The 19,312-nt window shown below is 66.0% G+C and carries 24 protein-coding genes; 13 read left to right on the top strand and 11 right to left on the bottom strand.

The features are described 5' to 3' along the window. Window positions 1-389 precede the first annotated feature (389 nt). The 4 genes from C438_RS09495 (at window position 390) to C438_RS09480 (ending at window position 4,185) form a co-directional block, all read left to right on the top strand. Window positions 390-572 (top strand): hypothetical protein, encoded by a 183-nt coding sequence (locus C438_RS09495; protein ID WP_004969142.1) that lies wholly within the window; start codon window positions 390-392, stop codon window positions 570-572. A 63-nt stretch (window positions 573-635) separates the two neighbouring features. Beyond that, window positions 636-1,028, top strand: coding sequence for a DUF7383 domain-containing protein (locus C438_RS09490; protein ID WP_004969140.1), 393 nt, complete (start codon window positions 636-638; stop codon window positions 1,026-1,028). A 215-nt stretch (window positions 1,029-1,243) separates the two neighbouring features. Beyond that, window positions 1,244-2,887, top strand: a complete 1,644-nt coding sequence (thsB, locus tag C438_RS09485) for a thermosome subunit beta (protein WP_004969139.1) — start codon at window positions 1,244-1,246, stop codon at window positions 2,885-2,887. A gap of 302 nt (window positions 2,888-3,189) precedes the next feature. Continuing rightward, window positions 3,190-4,185, top strand: coding sequence for an alanine dehydrogenase (locus C438_RS09480; protein WP_004969138.1), 996 nt, complete (start codon window positions 3,190-3,192; stop codon window positions 4,183-4,185). A gap of 60 nt (window positions 4,186-4,245) precedes the next feature. Here C438_RS09480 and C438_RS09475 read toward each other — a convergent pair whose 3' ends face one another. The 6 genes from C438_RS09475 to hisH all read right to left on the bottom strand — a co-directional run bounded on the left by C438_RS09475 (window position 4,246) and on the right by hisH (window position 10,299). Next, a complete protein-coding gene (locus C438_RS09475) occupies window positions 4,246-4,464 on the bottom strand; it encodes a DUF7535 family protein (protein ID WP_004969137.1) in 219 nt (72 codons plus the stop codon). Between the two features lie 74 nt (window positions 4,465-4,538). Further along, window positions 4,539-7,415 (bottom strand): leucine--tRNA ligase, encoded by a 2,877-nt coding sequence (gene leuS, locus C438_RS09470; RefSeq protein WP_004969135.1) that lies wholly within the window; start codon window positions 7,413-7,415, stop codon window positions 4,539-4,541. Window positions 7,416-7,628: 213 nt separating this feature from the next. After that, on the bottom strand, window positions 7,629-8,072 hold the full coding sequence (gene hsp14, locus C438_RS09465; RefSeq protein ID WP_004969134.1) for an archaeal heat shock protein Hsp14: 444 nt from the start codon (window positions 8,070-8,072) through the stop codon (window positions 7,629-7,631). 116 nt (window positions 8,073-8,188) lie between these two features. Then, window positions 8,189-8,599 (bottom strand): archaeal heat shock protein Hsp14, encoded by a 411-nt coding sequence (hsp14, locus tag C438_RS09460; RefSeq protein ID WP_004969133.1) that lies wholly within the window; start codon window positions 8,597-8,599, stop codon window positions 8,189-8,191. 134 nt (window positions 8,600-8,733) lie between these two features. After that, window positions 8,734-9,585 (bottom strand): prephenate dehydratase, encoded by an 852-nt coding sequence (gene pheA, locus C438_RS09455; RefSeq protein ID WP_004969132.1) that lies wholly within the window; start codon window positions 9,583-9,585, stop codon window positions 8,734-8,736. A 54-nt stretch (window positions 9,586-9,639) separates the two neighbouring features. Continuing rightward, window positions 9,640-10,299: an imidazole glycerol phosphate synthase subunit HisH gene (gene hisH, locus C438_RS09450; RefSeq protein WP_004969131.1), complete on the bottom strand. Its 660-nt coding sequence runs from the start codon at window positions 10,297-10,299 to the stop codon at window positions 9,640-9,642. Window positions 10,300-10,747: 448 nt separating this feature from the next. Here hisH and C438_RS09445 point away from each other — a divergent pair, with 448 nt between their 5' ends. The 5 genes from C438_RS09445 to C438_RS09430 all read left to right on the top strand — a co-directional run bounded on the left by C438_RS09445 (window position 10,748) and on the right by C438_RS09430 (window position 15,062). After that, window positions 10,748-11,605 (top strand): PhnD/SsuA/transferrin family substrate-binding protein, encoded by an 858-nt coding sequence (locus tag C438_RS09445; protein ID WP_239640671.1) that lies wholly within the window; start codon window positions 10,748-10,750, stop codon window positions 11,603-11,605. Window positions 11,606-11,700: 95 nt separating this feature from the next. Then, the gene (gene phnC, locus C438_RS09440) at window positions 11,701-12,504 is read left to right on the top strand and encodes a phosphonate ABC transporter ATP-binding protein (protein ID WP_004969129.1); all 804 of its coding nucleotides are present in this window, start codon (window positions 11,701-11,703) and stop codon (window positions 12,502-12,504) included. After that, complete coding sequence (gene phnE, locus C438_RS09435) at window positions 12,494-13,459, top strand: phosphonate ABC transporter, permease protein PhnE (RefSeq protein ID WP_004969128.1); 966 nt, start codon at window positions 12,494-12,496, stop codon at window positions 13,457-13,459. Before phnC ends, phnE begins: the two co-directional genes overlap by 11 nt. Before the next feature lie 85 nt (window positions 13,460-13,544). Then, window positions 13,545-14,087, top strand: a complete 543-nt coding sequence (locus C438_RS19355; protein ID WP_152421763.1) for a helix-turn-helix transcriptional regulator — start codon at window positions 13,545-13,547, stop codon at window positions 14,085-14,087. A gap of 156 nt (window positions 14,088-14,243) precedes the next feature. Beyond that, entirely contained in the window at window positions 14,244-15,062 is an 819-nt protein-coding gene (locus C438_RS09430; protein ID WP_004969127.1) for a DUF6498-containing protein, read from the top strand. A gap of 27 nt (window positions 15,063-15,089) precedes the next feature. On the opposite strand, the gene C438_RS09425 is transcribed toward C438_RS09430, so the two are convergent. From C438_RS09425 to C438_RS09415, 3 genes are read right to left on the bottom strand one after another with little or no spacing between them, the layout of a single operon-like run. After that, complete coding sequence (locus tag C438_RS09425) at window positions 15,090-15,686, bottom strand: uracil-DNA glycosylase (protein WP_004969126.1); 597 nt, start codon at window positions 15,684-15,686, stop codon at window positions 15,090-15,092. A 24-nt stretch (window positions 15,687-15,710) separates the two neighbouring features. Then, window positions 15,711-16,322: an endonuclease dU gene (locus C438_RS09420; RefSeq protein ID WP_004969125.1), complete on the bottom strand. Its 612-nt coding sequence runs from the start codon at window positions 16,320-16,322 to the stop codon at window positions 15,711-15,713. After that, a complete protein-coding gene (locus tag C438_RS09415; RefSeq protein WP_004044482.1) occupies window positions 16,319-16,489 on the bottom strand; it encodes a DUF5786 family protein in 171 nt (56 codons plus the stop codon). Before C438_RS09415 ends, C438_RS09420 begins: the two co-directional genes overlap by 4 nt. Window positions 16,490-16,618: 129 nt before the next feature. Between C438_RS09415 and C438_RS09410 the strand changes: the two genes are divergently transcribed. Both C438_RS09410 and C438_RS09405 read left to right on the top strand, forming a co-directional pair. Continuing rightward, window positions 16,619-17,245, top strand: a complete 627-nt coding sequence (locus C438_RS09410; protein WP_004969124.1) for an MBL fold metallo-hydrolase — start codon at window positions 16,619-16,621, stop codon at window positions 17,243-17,245. Between the two features lies 1 nt (window position 17,246). After that, on the top strand, window positions 17,247-17,627 hold the full coding sequence (locus C438_RS09405; RefSeq protein ID WP_004969123.1) for a hypothetical protein: 381 nt from the start codon (window positions 17,247-17,249) through the stop codon (window positions 17,625-17,627). A 15-nt stretch (window positions 17,628-17,642) separates the two neighbouring features. On the opposite strand, the gene C438_RS09400 is transcribed toward C438_RS09405, so the two are convergent. Further along, window positions 17,643-17,789, bottom strand: coding sequence for a 50S ribosomal protein L40e (locus C438_RS09400; protein WP_004044485.1), 147 nt, complete (start codon window positions 17,787-17,789; stop codon window positions 17,643-17,645). Window positions 17,790-17,902: 113 nt separating this feature from the next. Then, entirely contained in the window at window positions 17,903-18,169 is a 267-nt protein-coding gene (gene trxA, locus C438_RS09395) for a thioredoxin (RefSeq protein WP_049917914.1), read from the bottom strand. Window positions 18,170-18,409: 240 nt separating this feature from the next. Here trxA and C438_RS09390 point away from each other — a divergent pair, with 240 nt between their 5' ends. Both C438_RS09390 and pdxT read left to right on the top strand, forming a co-directional pair. After that, window positions 18,410-18,574 carry a preprotein translocase subunit Sec61beta gene (locus tag C438_RS09390; protein ID WP_004969121.1) on the top strand — a complete coding sequence of 55 codons (165 nt, stop codon included), beginning with the start codon at window positions 18,410-18,412 and terminating at the stop codon, window positions 18,572-18,574. 59 nt (window positions 18,575-18,633) lie between these two features. Continuing rightward, entirely contained in the window at window positions 18,634-19,242 is a 609-nt protein-coding gene (gene pdxT, locus C438_RS09385) for a pyridoxal 5'-phosphate synthase glutaminase subunit PdxT (RefSeq protein ID WP_004969120.1), read from the top strand. The last annotated feature ends 70 nt before the right edge of the window (window positions 19,243-19,312 follow it).

Here is a 19,312-nt window from a genome sequence, read left to right as displayed (position 1 = left end):
GGGTTCAAATCCCTCTCCTGGCGCTTCTCTGAAAACTATCACTCCGAGCGATGTGTCTCGGCACATCGCGGAGAGCAGTTTTCGTGAAGCGTTTCTGAAACGTCACACGTGCCGCTCCGAGCGTACTGAACGCGCCGACTCGAACCCCGAGTTTCGCGCCCGAGGCACATAGCCTCTCGCTTAATCGCCGGACGGCGGGAACCGTCGGCGGAGTCTATCGCACCACCCGCCAAGGACTACTTACGTCGTGACTGGCAGGGCACCCCCAGTTCGACGCGACCCGAGGCACTACCACCACACACCCAATCGAAGGCACGACCAGAGACCCGACCGTACGAACTGTTCGGACAAAACATTCATCCCCATGGGACACGATACCACGATTGACAATGCCTGACACCAAGACCGGCCGCGAGAAGAAGGGCCTCAACAAGCGGACCCAACTCACCGAGCGGCTGTACGAACGCGAGTTATCGGTGTTAGACGAGGACGACGACGAGCCCCCGCTCGACGCCGCGAACGACGACGCCGACGGCGAGTTCCTCGCGGACGAACTCCCCGAGGACGACTGACGGCGCGGCCGACTCAGCCTCCGACCACGCGAATTTTTATCCGGCGCACCAGAACGTGTGAGCGTGCACCACCGCGCGAACTACGCGACCGTGTTCATCGGGTCGCATCTCCACCCCGACGACGAGACGCTTGACCTCGACTGGGCGGACGACGCCGGAAACGAGACGGCGACGTTCGAGTTCGACGTCCCGACCGACGACCCCAGAGAGCCGTACCTCGGCATCCAGGCGTTCGACGTGGGCGAGTACGGCCACGAGATTCGAATCAACGGCGACCCGCTTTCGGGGTTCGACATCCCGCCGGGCGACGGCTGGCAGTACTGGGTCGACACCGTGACCGGGGCGCACCTCGTCGAAGGGACGAACACCATCCAAGTCGTCCGCGACGACGAGGGCGACGACGCGTTCGCCGTCGGGACGGTGACGGTCCACTGGAAAGAGCCGGTCGAGGAGTAGCGTATAAAGCGGTTCGGCCGGGGGCAAATTGTGGTGTGAAATAACGTACCATGCTTTGCCCCCGAACACCTCGGAGGGGACCTCAGTCGCGCGGTTATCGGGAGTACGCGCCGGACGCTCGGATTCCGGCCTCCGATTCGTCGGCGAAGCTTTTTTATAGAATCACAAACAATCAAGGCCTGTCTATGAGCCAGCGAATGCAGCAGGGTCAGCCGATGATCATCATGGGCGAGGATGCACAGCGCGTCAAGGACCGCGACGCGCAGGCGTACAACATCCGCGCCGCACGAGCAGTCGCCGAGGCGGTACGTTCCACACTCGGCCCGAAAGGGATGGACAAGATGCTCGTCGACTCGATGGGCGACGTCACCATCACGAACGACGGCGTCACCATCCTCAAGGAGATGGACATCGACAACCCGACGGCCGAGATGATCGTCGAAGTCGCCGAGACGCAGGAGGACGAAGCCGGCGACGGAACGACGACGGCGGTCGCCATCGCGGGTGAACTCCTCAAGAACGCCGAGGACCTCCTCGAACAGGACATCCACCCGACGGCCATCATCCGCGGCTTCAACCTCGCCTCCGAGAAGGCGCGCGAGGAAATCGACAACATCGCAGAGCGCGTCGACCCCGACGACGAGGAACTCCTGAAGAAGGTCGCCGAGACCTCCATGACGGGCAAGAGCTCCGAGCTCAACAAGGAGCTTCTCGCGGACCTCATCGTCCGCGCCGTCCGGCAGGTCACCGTCGAGGCCAACGACGGCTCCCACGTCGTCGACCTCGAAAACATCTCCATCGAGACGCAGACCGGCCGCTCCGCCTCGGAGTCCGAGCTCCTCACCGGCGCCGTCATCGACAAGGACCCCGTCCACGACGACATGCCGGTCGAGTTCGACGAGGCCGACGTCCTGCTTCTCAACGAGCCCGTCGAGGTCGAGGAGACCGACATCGACACGAACGTCTCCATCGAGAGCCCCGACCAGCTCCAGAAGTTCCTCGACCAGGAGGAGGCCCAGCTGAAGGCGAAGGTCGACCAGATCGTCGACTCCGGCGCTGACGTGGTCTTCTGCCAGAAGGGCATCGACGACCTCGCCCAGCACTACCTCGCAAAGCAGGGCATCCTCGCGGTCCGCCGGACGAAGAAGTCCGACATCCGCTTCCTCAAGAACATCACCGGTGCGGCCGTCGTCTCCGACCTCGACTCCATCGAGGCCGCCGACCTCGGTCGCGCCTCCGTCCGCCGCGACGAGGCCGACGAGCTGTTCTACGTCGAGGGCATCGGCGACGACGTCCACGGCGTCACGCTCCTGCTCCGCGGCTCCACCGACCACGTCGTCGACGAGCTCGAACGCGGCGTTCAGGACGCCCTCGACGTCGTCGCGTCCACGGTCGCCGACGGTCGCGTGCTCGCCGGCGGCGGCGCCATCGAGGTCGAACTCGCCTCGCGCCTCCGCAACTACGCCGACTCCGTCTCCGGACGCGAACAGCTCGCCGTCGAGGCGTTCGCCGACGCGCTCGAACTCGTCCCGCGCGTGCTCGCCGAGAACGCCGGTCTCGACTCCATCGACACGCTCGTCGACCTCCGCGCGGCCCACGAAGACGGGCAGGTCCGCGCCGGACTGAACGTCTTCACCGGCGAGGTCGAAGACGCGTTCGAGGCTGGCGTCGTCGAGACGGCCCACGCGAAAGAGCAGGCCATCGCCTCCGCCTCCGAAGCCGCGAACCTCGTCCTCAAGATTGACGACATCATCGCGGCCGGTGACCTCTCCACCGGCGGCGACGACGACGACGAGGGCGGCGCACCCGGCGGCATGGGTGGCATGGGCGGTATGGGCGGCATGGGCGGCGCGATGTGAAAATCGGCTAACGCCTTCACTCACCCATCCCCCGACGCCTGCACCGCGCGACAGACCACGTTATTTTATCGAGAACGACCCCCACAGCGCCGGAGAGCCGCGGCTTCGCGACGCCGTCGACAGCACGCGGCGGTTCCGTACCCCGACTCGCGTCGACTCCGCTTCCCGACAGCCCTCGGGAGCCGACCGTTCCGAGTCACCGGCCGCTTAGAAGTTGGATAATTCTCTCACTTTCTCAGACACACTTGCAGTTGTGTTCAGAAATAGAACGAACTAAGTAGCAGGTACGGCAACGTGTCCCCATGCGCAAGACGCTGCTGTTGAACAAGGACGACGTTCACGAGAACGTCCAGATGCCGGAGCTCATCTCGGCCATCGAGGACGCGTTCGCCGCCTACGAGTCCGGCGACGCCCAGATGCCGCCGAAGTCCTACATCGACCTGCCGCAGTACAACGGCGACTTCCGGTCGATGCCCGCCTACCTCGACGCGGGCGACTGGGACGCCGCGGGCATCAAGTGGGTCAACGTCCACCCCGACAACGGCGACAAGTACGACCTGCCCACCGTCATGGGCACGATGATTTACTCCGACCCCGAGAACGCCTTCCCGCTGGCGCTCCTCGACGGGACGGAGCTCACGATGCTCCGCACCGGCGCGGCCGCGGCCGTCGCCACCGACCATCTCGCCGTCGAGGACGCCTCCTCGATGGGCATCATCGGTGCCGGCGTCCAGTCGTACACGCAACTCCGTGCCATCAGCGAGGTCCGCGACATCGAGGAGGTCGTCATCTCCGACCTCGACGAAGAACGCGTCGCCGACTTCATCGACGCCTTCGAAGACGAGTTCGACATCCGCCCCGGCTCCATCGAGGAGGCCGCGAGCTGTGACGTGCTGTCGACCGTGACGCCCGTCGAGTCGCCCATCGTCCCGCGCGACGCGGTCGGCGACCACACCCACATCAACGCGATGGGTGCCGACGCCGAGGGCAAACACGAACTCGCCGACGAGGTGCTCCTCGACGCCAAGCTCGTCATCGACGACCACGCCCAGACCACCCACTCCGGCGAAATCAACGTCCCGTACCACGAGGGCGTCCTCACCGACGACGACATCTACGGCGCAATCGGCGACATCGTCCTCGGCAACCTCGACGGCCGCACCGACGACGACGGCATCAGCGTCTTCGACTCGACCGGACTGGCGATTCAGGACGTCGCGGCGGCCCACGTCGCCTACGAACACGCCTTCGAAAACGACAACGGCTACGCGTTCGACCTCCTCGGTCTCGCCGAGTGAGGTCGCCCGACGCGACGCCGCTGGCATTCACCGGGTTCTTTTGCGGTCCGATTCTGCGAGCTACGGGCTCGGTCCGCGCTGTGCGTTGAGGTAGCCGAACGCCTTCGAGAGGACGTAGACGATGGCGATGAAGGGCAGAAACGGGACCAACAGGACGACGAGGAGGAGAAACATCGTCCACCCGATGGAGTCCATCTCGCTGTCGGGCCGCATGCGCGACCCCGGCGTGACGGTGCGGTAGGCCTTCCGTGCGAGGCTCGGCGAGTCGTCTTCGCTCATGCGATACTGTTAGTTCGGCGAGCGGATAAATCGAGCGCCGGAGAGGCAGTCCGCGCCGGGTCCGTCGCGCCCGACTATTCGAGGTGGACCGCGGGGCGGAACGGAATCGCCTTCGAGGCGCGGTCGGCGGGGTCGACGATGTCGGCGTCGTCCTCGGCGAACACCTCGACCTCGGCGTCGAACTCGCGGGCGAGGAAGTCGGCGGCGCGCTCGTAGGTGCCGGCCTCGTCCAGTTCGAGCTGGGCGCGGAGCGTCGGTTCGTCGCGGCCGCGGGTCTGGTCGACGAGGTCCTGCACGAGGTCGTTCACGTCGTTACCCTTCTCACGCAGGTCCGGGTCCTGCATGACCTGTCCCATGATTGCGCCGACGTTGTCGCCGTTGTCGACGACCGTCTCGAACACGTCGCGCTTCCAGTCGGCGGCGACGTAGACGCGGATGGTGTCGGGGTCGGAGTCGGTCACGCCGATGATGTCGCGCACGTCCTCGGTCAGGCGCTCGACCTGTCGCTCTTCGAGTTCGACCGACTCGTCCTCGAAGGCCTCGTCCGGCTCGGGCCACGGCGCGTCCTCGGCGGGCGTGCCGGTCAACTGCTCGTGCAGTTCGTTCGTCATGAACGGGATGAAGGGCGCGAGCAGGCGCAGACGGGTTTCGAGGACCGTCCGGAGCGTCCACTTCGCCGCGGGGCGGTCGAGGTCGGTCCGGCGGCGGTACCACCGAAGCGACTCCTCGAAGTTGTAGAACGCCGCCTGACTGGCAGAACGCGTCTCGGACTCGTCCATCGCGGTCGTCACGTCGCGGACGGTGTCCTGCAGTTTCGACAGGAGCCAGCGGTCGACCGTCTCAAGGTCGGGCCGGTCCTCCGGGCCGGGGTCGGCGATAATCTCCTGCGCGCGGTTCCAGAAGCGTTCCAGCTGGTCGTGGACCGAGCCGACGAGGTCGTCGCGCCAGTCGTAGTCCTGCCACGGCTCGGCGGAGTTGAGCAGGAAAAAGCGGACGGTGTCCGCGCCGTACTCGCCGATGGCCTCGCCGGGGAGGACGACGTGGCCCTTCGACGACGACATCTTCTGGCCTTCCAGCAGGCCCATGCCCATGATGACGATGCCCTGCGGCCACTGCGGCTCGTCGAACAGCTCGCCGTGGTGGAACTGGTAGAACGTCAGGTGGTTCGTGATGAGGTCGTTGCCGGAGAACCGGTAGTCGACGGGGTACCAGTAGTCCCACTCCTCGCGCAGTTCGAGCGCCTTCTCGGGGGCGTCGTCGACGGCCTCGGGACCGTAGAACAGCGCGTCGAAGAACTCCTGGGTGAGCTCTTCGGTCGGAATCTCCTGCAGGCGGTGGGCGATGGTGTAGTACGCCATGTAGATAGTCGAGTCCGAGAGGGGCTCGATGACGAACTGGTCGTCCCACGGCAGGCGGGTGCCGAGGCCGTAGTTGCGGATACACGGCCACCCGTTGAGCCAGTCGATGGTGTGGTGGTACTCGTCGCGGGTGTTCTCGGGGATGGCGTCCAGCCCGTCGGCCACGTCGTGGGCGAGTTCCTTCCAGTCCTCGTCGTCGTACGACAGGAACCAGGTGTCCTGTTCCGCGACGACGACGTCGCCGCCACAGCGGCAGACGACCTCCTCGGAGAACTCCTGCATCACGTCGAACTGGCCGGCCTCGATGCCGTCGGCCTTGAAGTCGTCGCGGACCTCCTCGACGAGGCCGCCGGCGTAGTCGCCGTAGAACTCCTTGAGCCGACCCGCGTGGAACTCCTTGTTGTAGAGGTCCTTCGTCGCCTTTTCGAGCGCCGGGTCGTCGGAGGACTCGATACCGCGGTTCTCGACGGCCGACTTCGCGGGAATCTCGCCGTACGTGTCGTCATCGGAGTCGATGTCGAGAATCGGAATCGGCTCGATGGCGGCCACGTCGGCGGGGTCGATGCCGAACGATTCGAGGTAGTCGGCGTCGGCCTTGGCCTCCTGCAGGGCGACGTAGTCGTCGGGGCTGTGGGCCGGGACCGACATGACGACGCCCGTCGCGTTGTCGGCGTCGACGAAGTCGGCCGGCAGGACGAGCACGTCGTCGCCGGTGACGGGGTTCTCGACCGTCTGACCGACGAGTTCGGCACCCTCGACGGTTTCGAGAATCTCCACGTCGCGGGCCTGATACTCCAGTTTGTCCGCCGCGTAGTCGGAGACGAACCACGTCTCGCCGTCGACCTCGGCGACGACGTAGGTCGCCTCGGGGTCGATGTAGGCGTTCGTCACGCCGTGGACCGTCTCGGGGCGCAGGGTCGCCATCGGGACGACCACGTCGCCGCCGTCTCGCTCCCAGCCGAACCGGACCAGCGTGTACTCCTGGAACTCCGCGTTCTCGCCTTCGAGCAGGTCGTGGGTCGTGACCGGCTGTTCCTCGTTCGTACAGAACTTGACGGGGTGGAGGCCCTTCTCCAGTCGCCCGCGGTCGCGGAGCGTCCGGTACTGCCACTCGACGAACTTCGAGTAGCGCTCGTTGTTCGTGGTGAACTCGCGCCGCCAGTCCACCGACAGGCCGAGCGACTGCATCCCCTTCTTGTAGTGCTCCTCGATGAAGTACCGCGCCCATCCCATGGGCGATTCGAGGTCCGACAGCGTGTCCTCGGGGACGTTGTAGGTGTCTGTCAGCACCGAGAGCTGTTTCTCCTCGCGGTTTTTCAGGCGCTCGACCGCGCCGATAATCGGCGTGCCGGTGACGTGCCACGCGATGGGGAACAAGACGTTATCGCCCTGCTGTCGTCGGTAGCGAGCGTACACGTCGGGAACGGTGTACGTCCGCGCGTGCCCGATGTGCATCCCGCCGCTGGGGTACGGATAGGGAACCGTCACGAACGTCGCGTCGTCGGCGTCTGCGTCCGGGTCGGCCTCGTATCGGCCGGACTCGGACCAGCGCTCCCGCCAACGCGCTTCGAGTTCCTGCGGGTCGTAGTCCATATCCGTGGTAGTGGTACCCCGGCCTAAAATAACTCCTATACTCGACTTGTGTGGCTGTCTGATTGCGGCAGAAATTGCCACTCGGTCGCACGGGAAAGACGGGAAAAACCGGGACGAAACGCGGAGAGTGAGAACCGAACGGAGGAGCGTGCCCACCACCGGGAGACCAACGCGGGCGGCGTGTCAGAGACGCCCGTGAGCGACGACGGCCGCTCAGTCGATGTCGATGCGGCGGGAGTCGTCGGGTTCGGCGTCGCGCTTGGGGAGGGTGACCGTCAGCACGCCGTTGTGGTAGCTGGCGGACGCGCCGTCCTCGTCGACCGTCTCGGGGAGGCGAATCGTGCGGCGGGCGGACTCGTGGCGGCGCTCGCGGCGGAGATACTCGCCCTCGGCGCGTTCCTCGTCGAGTTCGCGCGTCGCCTCGACGGTCAGCGTGCGGTTGGCGACCGAGAGAGCGATGTCCTCTTTCTCGTAGCCCGGGAGGTCGACGGTGACGACGATTTCGCCGTCGTGGTCGGTGACGTCGATTGCCATCTCGTGGCGGACCTGCGCCATCATGCCCGAGCGGTCGAACTGCCGTCCCATCTCGTCGAACTGGCGGGACATTCGCTCGAACAGTTCCTCGAAGTCGTCGAAGGGGTTGGTACGTCTCATCATGTGTGTTTTCACCGAGGCATACGGACGCCGTCTGAGGAGATAATCGTTGCCGGAACGAAGATAGCAGTTCGCACGGCTCGGAAGCCAGAGCGCCGGTATTCAAAAGATGAGCCGCGTCACTCGATGTCTATCTGCGTCGAGTCGTCGCCCGCGGGTTCGGCCTTCGGGAGCGTCACGGTCAGAACGCCGTTTTTGTACGACGCGGACACCTCGTCGCGCGCGACTTCGGCGGGGAGCGTAATCGTCCGAGAGACGGAGCGCTGGCTCCGCTCGCGGCGGACGTACTGGTCGTCGTCGACCTCCGACGACTCCTCGTGGTCGGCCGCGATGGTGAGTCGCCGACCGCTGACGCTCACGTCGAGGTCGTCCTTCTCGAAGCCGGGGAGGTCGGCGACGACCTCGATGGTCTCCTCGTCGTCGACGACGTCGAGAGAGATGTCTTGGAAGCGCCCGATACCGGATTCCTCGAACGACCGGCCCATCCGGTCGAACAGGTCTTCTATCTCGTCGAACGGGTTTCGTTGCATACGCGTCTGGATACGTCGCCGACGACAAAGAAAGATGTGCCCGTACTCACATTTTGAGAGCGACCGGACGGGGCGAGTTCGGGCGCATCCGGACGCATCCGAGCGCATCCGAGCGCGTCGCGGTCGACGCGGCGTCAGTACAGGACGTGTCGCGTGTCGTACGACCCGAGGACGCGAACCCAGCCGTTTTTGGCGATTGCCTCGACCGCTTCGAGCGCCCCCTGCATCCGCTCTTCGTAGAGACCGGCGTCGGCGTCGATGTGGAACAGGTAGTCGCCGAGGCGGTTGCCGCTCGGCCGCGACTCGATGCGCGAGAGGTTGATGTCGCGTTCGGCGAACGCTTCGAGCAGTTCCAAGAGGAGGCCGGGGTAGTTCGCGTTGGGGTAGACGACGAGCGAACTCTTGCCGCCGGCGTCCGAGCGGGCGGACTCGGGCCCGATGACGAGGAACCGGGTGGCGTTCGACGACTGGTCTTGGATGTCCTCGGCGATGATTTCGAGGTCGTCGCCAGGCGCGTCAGACTCCGTCTGACTGCCTTCCGCGTGTGACGCGGAAGCGTTGTCCGGATGGCCGATGCCCGCGACCGTCGGGTCGGCGCGGGCGCGCTCGACGCCGCGGGCCGTGCTGGCGACGGCTTCGAGCTTCGCGTCGGGGTAGTTCTCTTCGAGGTACGACCGACACTGCGCGAGCGCCTGGGAGTGGCTGGCGACGACGTCGAAGTTCGCGCTCTGGGCCAACAGCGCGTGGCGGATGGGCGTGACAATCTCCTGGACGACGCTCACCTCCGAGTTCGCCACGGCGTCGAGGCTCTCGGTGACGCTCCCTTCGATGCTGTTCTCGATGGGGACGACGCCGCGCTCGAACGTCCCGTCGGCGACCGCTTGGACGATAGAGGTGACCGATTCTCGGAAGGCGACGTCGTCGGCGACCGCGCGGGCGGCGCGATGGGAGTACGTGCCCGCCGGACCGAGCGTGACTGCCTGCATGGACACCCCTTCACGAAGCGGCGACAAAAGACCGTCGGGGAAGGCAGATTCGGCCTATCGCTCCGCGCAGAACTCGACGAAGTTGCGGAGGATGGTCAGCCCGGTCTCGCCGGACTTCTCGGGGTGGAACTGCGTGCCGAAGACGGTGCCCGACTCGTTGGCGACGACCGCGGGGAACTCCACGCCGTAGTCGGTCGAGGCGACGACCGCGTGCTCGTCGTCGGGGTCGGCGTAGTACGAGTGGACGAAGTAGGCGTACTCGCCGTCGACGCCCTCGACGAGCGGGTGGTCGCGCCGGACGTTGAGTTCGTTCCAGCCCATGTGCGGGACCTTCTGGCCCTCGTCGAACCGGACGTTGCGGCCGGGGATGAAGTCGAGTCCCTCGACCTCGCCCTCGCCGGCGTGGTCGGCCTCCTCCGAGGAGGTGAGTAACATCTGCATCCCGAGGCAGATGCCGAAGACGGGCGTCCCGTCGGCGGCGGCCTCGGCGAGCGGTTCGCGGAACGGCCCGGCGTTTTCCATCCCCTCGGAGAACGCGCCGACGCCCGGGAGAACGATGCCGTCGGCGTCGTCGAAGTCGGCGGGGTCGTCCGAGATGACGACGTTCGCCCCCGCGCGTTCGAGCCCGCGCATGGCGCTCCGGAGGTTTCCGAGCCCGTAGTCGACCATCACCACGTCGGCGAGGGTCTCCTCGGGCGGCTGTGTCGTGCTCATACCGAATGGTCCGCAGAGGGGAGCAAAGTGACTTTCCCTCGGGGTGAGTTCTCCGCGGGAGAGCCGCGGAGACCGGCCGCGCGGTTCTGCCCCGCGCTCCCGACCCGTCCCGTGAGGAGAGTCCGAAGTCCGACCCCGAAGATTCCGCGGACGCTCGCGGGGGCGAGAGAGCCGTCGTGCGGGGTGAACAACTTGTATTCAATACAAATATAGAGAAAAAATAGTAAATCTTAACAACAAGTGTCGGAATCATAAAATGAGTTCAATGGCGAGTAGACGAGAATTCATCAGAACGGCAGGAATCACTGGCGTCGCGGGGCTGACGGCGCTCAGTGGATGTACGGGTGGCGGCGACGACTCGGAAGCGGCGACGACCACATCGGAGTCGGGGGAGTCCTCGGAGACCGAGGCGACGTCGACCACGACCGAGTCGTCACCGGAGTCCATCATGTTCGCGCTGACGCCCGCGGAGTCCGACGTGGACGTGGAAGCGCAGTATCAACCGCTTTTCAACTACATCGAGTCCGAAGTCGGCGTCACGGTCGAATCCACCGTGGCGGCCGACTACGCGGCGGTGCTCCAGGCGCTCGACAGCGGACAGGCGGACATCGCCGACGCCGCGCCCGCAATCGCCATTCAGGGCGGTAACGAGGACATCACCGAGGTCATCGGTATCCGCATCGCCTACGGGGCCTCGCGGTACTTCTCTCTCATCACGACGACGCCCGACAGCGGCATCGAAGAGCTGACCGACCTCGAAGGCGAGACGGTCGCGTTCGCCGACCGCCTCTCGACGAGCGGGTCGCTGTTCCCGCTGTACATGATGAGCAAGGCCGGACTCGACACGGGCGGCGCTCCCGACGGCAACCCCGCTGACTTCGAGGCGCAGTTCTCCGACCACTCGACGGCCCGCGAGACGCTCGTCAACCGCGACGACGTCGTCGCCGCCGGCACGGGCGCGTTCTCGACGGCCCCGCACGTCCCGGAAGACCAGTTCCCCGAGCAGTTCCTCGAGATGTCCGCCGAAAACGACGGCGACCTCGGCACGGAGTCGCCCGAGCTACAACTGCTGGCGTGTTCCGACCCCATCCCGCGCGCGCCGATTCTCGGCCGCACCGACATGGACCAGGACCTGTACGCCGACATCGAGGAGGCGCTTCTCAACGTGACCGAGGAGGACCTCATCAACGAGGACCTCGAAGACGACCAACAGCTCTGGTTCACCGGGGTCGACGAGGGGTCCGTCGACGACTACGAACCCGTGCAGGAAGTCCTCGACGAACTCGGCGTCACGCTCGGTCAGTAAGAGCGAGACCCCGCGGTTTCGTTTCCCTACCGTGCGGTCGATACCCGACGAACGGTTCGACCGCACGCGAACTACGCGACGCGACAGACACCATAATGAGTACGATCGAAGTAACGAACCTCAGCAAATCCTACGGAGATGTCACGGCCCTCGACGACGTCTCGTTCACCATCCCGGACGGCGAGTTCGTCGTCGTCCTCGGGCAATCGGGGGCGGGGAAGTCGACCCTCCTCCGCTGTCTCAACGGCATCACGCGCCCGACGAGCGGGTCGATAACCATCGACGACGCGAACGTGGTGGGGCCTCGAAACGACGTGGCAATGATATTTCAGCAACACTACATACTCGGACAGATGAGCGCGTACAGCAACGCGCTCACCGGCGCGCTCGGCCGGACCTCGTTTCTCGGCAGTCTGCTCGGCCTGTACGGCGGCGACGACAAGAAGGAGGCGCTCCGCGCGCTCGAAACCGTCGGGTTACTCGACGAGGCCAACCAGCGCGCCGGGAAGATGAGCGGCGGCCAGCAACAGCGCGTCGGCATCGCCCGCGCGCTGGTCCAGAACCCGAACCTCCTGCTCGCCGACGAACCCGTGGCGAGCCTGGACCCCGCGAGCGCGGAGACGGTGATGCGGTACATCCGCGACGCGGCCGACGAGCGCGACCTGACGACCATCGCGAGCCTCCATCAGGTCAACATCGCCCGCGAGTTCGGCGAGCGGTTCCTCGGGATGAAAGACGGACAGGTCGTCTTCGACGGCTACCGCGAGGACTTCAACGTCGACGTCATCGACCGCATCTACGGCGACATCGAGACGGAGGCCATCCGCGAAGAACGGGCCGACGGCCCGCCCGAGAACAACGCGGCCGCCACGAGCGGAGCGAGGTCACATGAGTACTGATACCGACCGAATCGAAGAGGCGCTACGGAACATCCAGATCGCAAAGCGAGTCAGACTGCTGTTTTCGGTCGTCGTTCTCGTCCTCTTCGCGTGGTTCTTCACGAACGCGCTGAGCGAGGTGGGCTTTTCCGTCGGCGAAATCGTCGAGTACTGGCCGGAGTTCACCGACGCGCTGGGCGACTTCTTCCCGCCGGGCACGCTGTTCGGCGTCGTCCCCTTCGTCGACGTCAGCCAGTACTGGGCGTTCATTCAAGAGCGGAACCTCCTCCTCCAGTTCCAAGACGGCAACCCCGTCCTCGGCGCGGTGTTCGTCACGTTCGCGATGGGCTTCGCCGGGACCATCCTCGGCATCCCCGGCGCACTCATCCTCGGCGTCCTCGGCTCCGAGCGCGTGACGCCCTACCCGTTCAACTTCATCTTCCGCGGGACGATGAGCGTCATCCGCGCCATCCCGGCGCTGGTGTGGGCGCTCATCTACATCCCCCTCGGCGGCGTCTCGCCGTTCACGGCGACGCTCGCCATCGGGACCGACACGATGGGGAACCTCGGTCGCCTGTTCACGGACGCCCTCGAAGAAGTCGAGGACGGACCGATAGAGGCCATCGAATCGACCGGCGCGAACAGCCCCCAGAAGGTCGTCTTCGGGATGCTCTCGCAGGTCTTTACGCCCTTCATCGCGTGGACGATGTACATCCTCGAAATCAACGTCCGCATCGGCGTCACGATGGGGCTCATCGGCGGGGGCGGGCTGGGTCAGGTGCTCCAGACCCAACGCGGACTGTTCCGGTACACGAACATGATGGCGACGATTCTCGTCATCTTCATGCTCGTCGTCTCCGTCGAGTTCGTGAGCCAGCGGGTCCGGTCGTACATCCGCGGCAACGAGGAGGGGACGAGCGTCCTCAAGCTCATCGTCGAGTTCCCACAGCGGATGGCCCGCTCTATCTGGGAGTAGGCGTCCGAAACCGCCGCTTCGGTCGCAAATCAGTTGTCAAACCCACACCCATATATTTTTCATACGCGCTACACAATACGTAGCCATGAACATATCTGAAGAGGTAAGCCAAATTGAGGCGGAGACCAGTCTCTCTAAGCGGGAAGCTGAGGTACTGATTTTAAAGCAAGCAGATACTGCTTCGCATGCAGAGATTGCCGGTGAACTGGATATCAAGAAATCCACAGTAGACGAGTACGCAAAGAGAATCAGAAACAAACGAGAGCAGTCTGAGAACACGGTGAGAGCAGTAAGCGACTTCTCGTCATCTAATCACAGCCTCAGAGAGTTAATAGAGCGTCTTCAGGTTGATGATCAAGTCTTATTCACATCAACGGGTCGTAAATCAATGAAACGGCCATTTACAGTCGTGAATGTCAAACAGACGTCAACTCACAGCGGAACAGAAACATCTGTCGTGGTGGATGGACCCAAAGGTGGCGAGATGAGACTAGTAGCGGACCCGGACCAAGGCAAGCTGTGGCAAGTCTACGCCGACGGGAATCACAAAGATAAGCCAGTCCGATGGGAATTAACCAGTCTCTCAATCGTTGCCGGGGAGTGTTCTATTGAACTACAAGAAAAGTAGTGCAATAGAAATCCAACGGAACTGCTTGTTTCGCATTGTGGTAGCGCCCATTTAGGACTAGAGCACTCAGACGTGAATCCTAACCGGAACGAGTGCGCCCTGAACTACTCCCGCGGTACGGTTTTTATCGCTCCCTCGCGTCTCACAGCGTAGCCCATGTCGTCGCCGCGTTCCGTCTCGTCCTCGCCGCCGTCCGCCGCCTCGGGGTCGCGTCGCGTCTCCTCGCCGGTCGCCCTCGCCGCGCTCGTGGTCGCGAATCTCGTGCCGCTCGTCGGCGTCGTCTGGTTCGACTGGAGCCTGAAGGCGCTCCTCGTCGCCTACTGGCTCGAAAGCGGCGTCGTCGGCCTCCTGAACGTCCCCAAGATTCTCGCCGCCAGCGGCCGCGGCGACGACGGGTCGAGCATCAACGCCACCGTCAACGGCCGACAGGTGGACCTCTCGCCGCCCGACGACCCCCGCGACGGCTTTCACCTCTACCCCTCGAACGTCCCCATTGCGGGCTTTTTCACCATGCACTACGGGATTTTCTGGGTCGTCCACGGGGTGTTCGTCTGGTCGTTCGACGCCTTCGCGCCAGGGGCCGGCGCGGTCGGCGGCGTCGGCGGCGTCGGCGGCGTCGGTGTCCCGCTGGGGGCGGTGTTCCTCGCCGCGGGCGCGACGCTCCTCAGCCACGGCGGGTCGTTCGCCGTCAACTTCGTCGGCCGCGAGGAGTACCGGAGTGTCTCGCCCGGCGCGCAGATGTCCGAACCCTACCGCCGGGTCATCGTCCTCCACCTGACCATCATCCTCGGCGCGTTCCTCGTCGCCGCCTCGGGCGCGCCCGCCGCGGCGCTCGTCGTCATGGTCGTCGTCAAGACCGCGCTCGACGCGGGCGCGCATCTCAGAGAGCACACTCGCGCCAAAAAACGGGCCGACCGCGACCGCGCCGGCGAGACGGCCGGCGAGCGAATCGAGGTCGGCGACGCGTCCGCCTGAAGTCGGGAGAACGCTCCCGCGCCGCGCTCAGAAGTCGCCGAGGCTGGCCTGTCCGTCCGAGGCGTCGGCGAGCCCCGAGAGGTCGGCGGCGCGCGCGATAGTGTCGAAAAAGCCCTCGCGCTGGCTCCGGTCGTACAGCGTCGCCGCGGGGTGCACGGAGAGGAGGACGCGGTAGGAGGCGTCGCCGACGCGGGCGTCGACGACCGACCCGGACTCGTTCGTGATGGCGACGCCGCGGTCGAGCAGGTGTTGCGAGGGGACCTTCCCGAGCGTGACGATTAGCTCCGGGTCGACGAGTTCGAGTTCGCGGGCGAGGTAGCCCCGGCAGTTCGACAGTTCGTCGCTCGTCGGGTCGCGGTTGTCCGGCGGGCGGCACCGCACGCAGTTGGTGATGCGAACGTCGGCGCGGGCGAGGCCGGCCTCGCGGAGCGCGTCGTCCAGCACGGAGCCGGAGCGACCCACGAACGGCTCGCCGCCCTCGTCTTCCTTCGCGCCCGGCGCTTCGCCGAGGAAGAGCAGGTCGGCGTCGTCGGGGCCGACCCCGTTGACGATGCGACTCCGCGACTCGACGAGTTCGGGGCATCGCTCACAGCCCGTCACGCAGAGGCCCTCCATGTGTTCCATACGCAGTTCGAGGGCGGGGACGGCTTAATCCCCGGCGAAGCGTCGCGCGGCGCGGGCCGCCATCCGGGCCACGCGAATCGGCTCGGGCCGGCCGCCGGACGGGGTGAACCCGCGGACGACCCGCGCGGCCTCGTCGTCGTCACAGCCGGCGGCCCGGACGAACACCGTCTCGCCGTTCACTTCGACGGGTCGGCGGGGCGGGGCCGCGCGGTAGACGGCGAGTCGCCGGTCGAGCGTCGCACCCGAGAACTGTTCGGAGAGCGCGGGTTCGAGGCCCTCGCTCTCTTCGAACGAGACCGACAACACCGGGCGGTCGAGGACCGCGGCGAGGCGGTCGATATCGACGAGGTTGAACCACGCCGGGGCGATGCCGGAGACGAGCAGGTAGCGCACGTCCTCGCGGTCGAGGGAGGCGTACAGCGAGGCGATGGCGTCGGTCGCGTCGTCGCCGCCGACGGTGCACGTCTCGAAGGCGAGGCCGTCGACGACCCGGTCGGCGCGGACGACCGCGCCGCAGAGGACGCTCTCCGGAGACGGGTCTGTGGAAAAATAAGCGTCGTCAGCGTCGTCTGTGGGTGCGCGCGCCGCCCCGGAGTAGGATTCCGCGACCCCGAGGGCGCGAGACCCGGACTTCACTCGTCTTTGATCTCCTGGAGCCGGTCGAGGAGTTCGTCGTTGGACGCGCCGATTTCGAAATCGACCTCGCCCTCGTGTTTCTCCTCACTCGTCGTGACGCCGTCTTCCTCGTCGAAGTCGACGTTCTGGTCTCCTTGTTCGGACTCGTCGTAGCTCCCAAATCCCATACAGTCATACGTACACGACCGAGCCCCAAAAAGGATTTGTCGCGCGAGTTCGAGGTTTGAGGGCGATTCGCGCGACGGGAGAACGCCTCGTCCGCCCGACTTTTTCCGGTCGGGCGCGTACGGGCAGGTATGGAAGTCATCCCAGTCACCGCCGACGCCGAGACGTTCACCTGCAACGCCTACCTCGTCCTCGGCGAGCGAACCGTCCTCGTCGACGCCGGGACGATGCCGGGCGTCGAGGCGGTCGTCGCCGAGCACACCGACGACCTCGACGCCGTGGTCGTCACCCACCAGCACTCCGACCACGTCGGCGAACTCGACGCGGTGGTCGAGCGGTTCGACCCCGACGTGTACGCCTACGCCGACCACCCGCTTCGGACCCACGAACTCGGAGACGGCGACCGCGTCGAGATGGGCGACGAGTCGTTCGAGGTCGTCTACACGCCCGGTCACGCCGACGACCACGTCTCGCTCGTGAGCGGCCGGTCGCTGTTCTCGGGCGACGTGTTCGTCTACAACGACGGCGCGTTCGACGACGGCAGTTTCGGCCGCACCGACATGCCGGGGCAGTCCCGCGAGCGCCTCATCAGTAGCCTGCACACGCTCCTCGACCGCCTGCCCTCGACGGTCGAGGCGCTGTACGCCGGCCACGGCGACCCCTTCGAGAACGAGGCCGGCGGCGACACCGTCCGCGACGCGCTCGAACGCGCCATCGAACGCGCGGAACGCCGCGAGCCGAAGTACCCGGAGGACTGAGATGGCGACCGACGCGGCCGAGGACGCGGGCGGCGACCTGACGCGACTGCACTACGTCGGCGTCGGCCTCGCGGCCGTGACCGGCGTGATTCACCTCGTCTTCGGCGCGGGCGCGCTGGCCGCGGACCTCGCCGACCCGCTCGGAATCGCGTTCCTCGGGGCCGCCGCGGGGTTCGCCGCGGGCATCGTCGGCGTCCTCCGCGGCGACGAGCGCCTCCGCTCGTGGGTGGTGTTGCTCGGCATCCCCTTCACCGCCGGACAGGTCGTCCTCTACGTCGCGCTCAACTGGCCGGCTATCTTCGGCATCGGCGGCGTCGCGGACAAGCTCGTCCAGCTCGCACTGCTCGCGGTCCTGTTCGAGCTGTATCGGCGAGACGCCTGAGAGAAGCGTGCGGGCTTACGCGGCGCGGCGTTCCTTCGACTTGGGTCGAAGGTGCTTGTAGCCGCACTTGCGGCACTGCTTGGCCTTCTGGGGGTTGCGCGCGTTGCACCGCATGCAAATCTGCTTCTCGAGCGTCCGCTTCGTCGCAGCGTCACTAGCCATGCATACGAGTCCCGCCGCCGGTCGTATAACGCTTGCGAGACACACCGCCGGCGCTCGCGGGCCGCTCGGCGGTCGTCCGGATGGGTCGGAAAACGCGGCGGTTCGCGGCGGGCTTACGCGCCGGCCTGGCTCAGCGCCGATTCGATGTCGTCGCGCTGGGTGACACCGACGAATCGGTCGACGATGCCGTCGTCGTTCTCGACGATGAGCGTCGGGAGCGAGCGAACCTGATACTGGTTGGCCACGTCCTGTTCCTCGTCGACGTCGACCTTGACGAACTCGACGCTCTCGTAGTCGCCTTCGAGTTCGTCGAGAATCGGGTCCTGCGTCTTACAAGGGCCGCACCAGTCCGCGTAGAAGTCCAAGAGTCGAACAGTCATCGTATCCCGGCGCATCTTGCCCGCCCCCGCGCATAAGGATTACTCATGGGCCCGCGTCTCTCCGGTTGTGCGCCGCGGCCGTTCCGGGCGAGTTCGGCGTCTTCGAGCGTCGAGACGCCCGCGAACCGGGGCGAAAGAGGAACGCGGTCGTCGGCGACTCGGACGGGCGTCCCGACTGCGCGCCACGCGGCTCCGAAGCGAGCCGAAACGTTTAGGCGGCGGACGCACGGACGGTGGAACATGAGCAAGGGCCAGAACAGCGGCGGTCTGATGTCGAGCGCGGGCCTCGTCCGCTACTTCGACGCGGAGGACCGTAACGCGATTCGAATCGACCCCAAAACCGTCTTCGCCGCGGGAGCGCTGTTCGGCATCGGCGTGCTGGTGCTGAACGCGCTCGCGTTCTGACCGCCGACCGCCGACCGCCGAACGGACGCTTTTTGTCTGCGGCTTCCCGAGACCCGTCCATGACTACGCTACGCGCCGGCGTCGTCGCCGTGCAGGGCGACGTGACCGAACACGCCGACGCCGTCGAACGGGCCGCCGACGCCCACGGCGTCGACGCCGACATCGTCGAAATCCGAAGCGACGGCCTCGTCCCCGACTGCGACGTGTTGCTCATGCCGGGCGGGGAGTCCACGACCATCTCCCGGCTCCTCGAACGCGAGGGCATCGCCGACGAGATTCGCGCCCACGTCGACGCCGGCAAACCCGTCCTCGCCACCTGCGCCGGCCTCATCGTCGCCTCCCGCGACGCCAAGGACGACCGCGTGACCACGCTCGACCTCCTCGACGTGACGGTGGACCGCAACGCCTTCGGCCGGCAGGTCGACAGCTTCGAGGCCCCGCTGGACGTGGCCGGCCTCGACTCGCCGTTCCCCGCGGTGTTCATCCGCGCGCCCCTCATCGACGAGGTCGGCGAGGGCGTGGAGGTGCTCGCCGAGTGGGACGGCAACCCCGTCGCCGTCCGCGACGGCCCCGTCGTCGGCACCTCCTTTCACCCCGAACTGACGCCCGACAGCCGCATCCACGACCTCGCGTTCTTCGACGAACTCGCGGTCGAAGCCGACGCCTGAGCGACCGGCCAACTGGCGGAGTGACGGCCGCCCGCCGGAACCAGAGGGTCTTTTTCCGCGCCCGCCCGTC

The organism is Haloferax denitrificans ATCC 35960 (genome assembly GCF_000337795.1).
Lineage (GTDB): Archaea > Halobacteriota > Halobacteria > Halobacteriales > Haloferacaceae > Haloferax > Haloferax denitrificans.
The sequence above is the reverse complement of the archived record's forward strand: the minus strand, read 5'-3'. Positions and strand labels throughout refer to the sequence as shown.

Coding starts and splice junctions, on each gene's coding strand:
- C438_RS09390 (WP_004969121.1), top strand. CDS start 18,410: ATGAGCAAGGGCCAGAACAGCGGCGGTCTGATGTCGAGCGCGGGCCTC.
- trxA (WP_049917914.1), bottom strand. CDS start 18,169: ATGACTGTTCGACTCTTGGACTTCTACGCGGACTGGTGCGGCCCTTGT.
- C438_RS09430 (WP_004969127.1), top strand. CDS start 14,244: ATGTCGTCGCCGCGTTCCGTCTCGTCCTCGCCGCCGTCCGCCGCCTCG.
- C438_RS09495 (WP_004969142.1), top strand. CDS start 390: ATGCCTGACACCAAGACCGGCCGCGAGAAGAAGGGCCTCAACAAGCGG.
- C438_RS09425 (WP_004969126.1), bottom strand. CDS start 15,686: ATGGAACACATGGAGGGCCTCTGCGTGACGGGCTGTGAGCGATGCCCC.
- C438_RS09415 (WP_004044482.1), bottom strand. CDS start 16,489: ATGGGATTTGGGAGCTACGACGAGTCCGAACAAGGAGACCAGAACGTC.
- pheA (WP_004969132.1), bottom strand. CDS start 9,585: ATGCAGGCAGTCACGCTCGGTCCGGCGGGCACGTACTCCCATCGCGCC.
- phnE (WP_004969128.1), top strand. CDS start 12,494: ATGAGTACTGATACCGACCGAATCGAAGAGGCGCTACGGAACATCCAG.
- C438_RS09445 (WP_239640671.1), top strand. CDS start 10,748: ATGTTCGCGCTGACGCCCGCGGAGTCCGACGTGGACGTGGAAGCGCAG.
- C438_RS09475 (WP_004969137.1), bottom strand. CDS start 4,464: ATGAGCGAAGACGACTCGCCGAGCCTCGCACGGAAGGCCTACCGCACC.
- C438_RS09405 (WP_004969123.1), top strand. CDS start 17,247: ATGGCGACCGACGCGGCCGAGGACGCGGGCGGCGACCTGACGCGACTG.
- C438_RS09480 (WP_004969138.1), top strand. CDS start 3,190: ATGCGCAAGACGCTGCTGTTGAACAAGGACGACGTTCACGAGAACGTC.
- pdxT (WP_004969120.1), top strand. CDS start 18,634: ATGACTACGCTACGCGCCGGCGTCGTCGCCGTGCAGGGCGACGTGACC.
- thsB (WP_004969139.1), top strand. CDS start 1,244: ATGATCATCATGGGCGAGGATGCACAGCGCGTCAAGGACCGCGACGCG.
- hisH (WP_004969131.1), bottom strand. CDS start 10,299: ATGAGCACGACACAGCCGCCCGAGGAGACCCTCGCCGACGTGGTGATG.
- C438_RS19355 (WP_152421763.1), top strand. CDS start 13,545: ATGAACATATCTGAAGAGGTAAGCCAAATTGAGGCGGAGACCAGTCTC.
- C438_RS09400 (WP_004044485.1), bottom strand. CDS start 17,789: ATGGCTAGTGACGCTGCGACGAAGCGGACGCTCGAGAAGCAGATTTGC.
- C438_RS09410 (WP_004969124.1), top strand. CDS start 16,619: ATGGAAGTCATCCCAGTCACCGCCGACGCCGAGACGTTCACCTGCAAC.
- hsp14 (WP_004969133.1), bottom strand. CDS start 8,599: ATGCAACGAAACCCGTTCGACGAGATAGAAGACCTGTTCGACCGGATG.
- leuS (WP_004969135.1), bottom strand. CDS start 7,415: ATGGACTACGACCCGCAGGAACTCGAAGCGCGTTGGCGGGAGCGCTGG.
- phnC (WP_004969129.1), top strand. CDS start 11,701: ATGAGTACGATCGAAGTAACGAACCTCAGCAAATCCTACGGAGATGTC.
- hsp14 (WP_004969134.1), bottom strand. CDS start 8,072: ATGATGAGACGTACCAACCCCTTCGACGACTTCGAGGAACTGTTCGAG.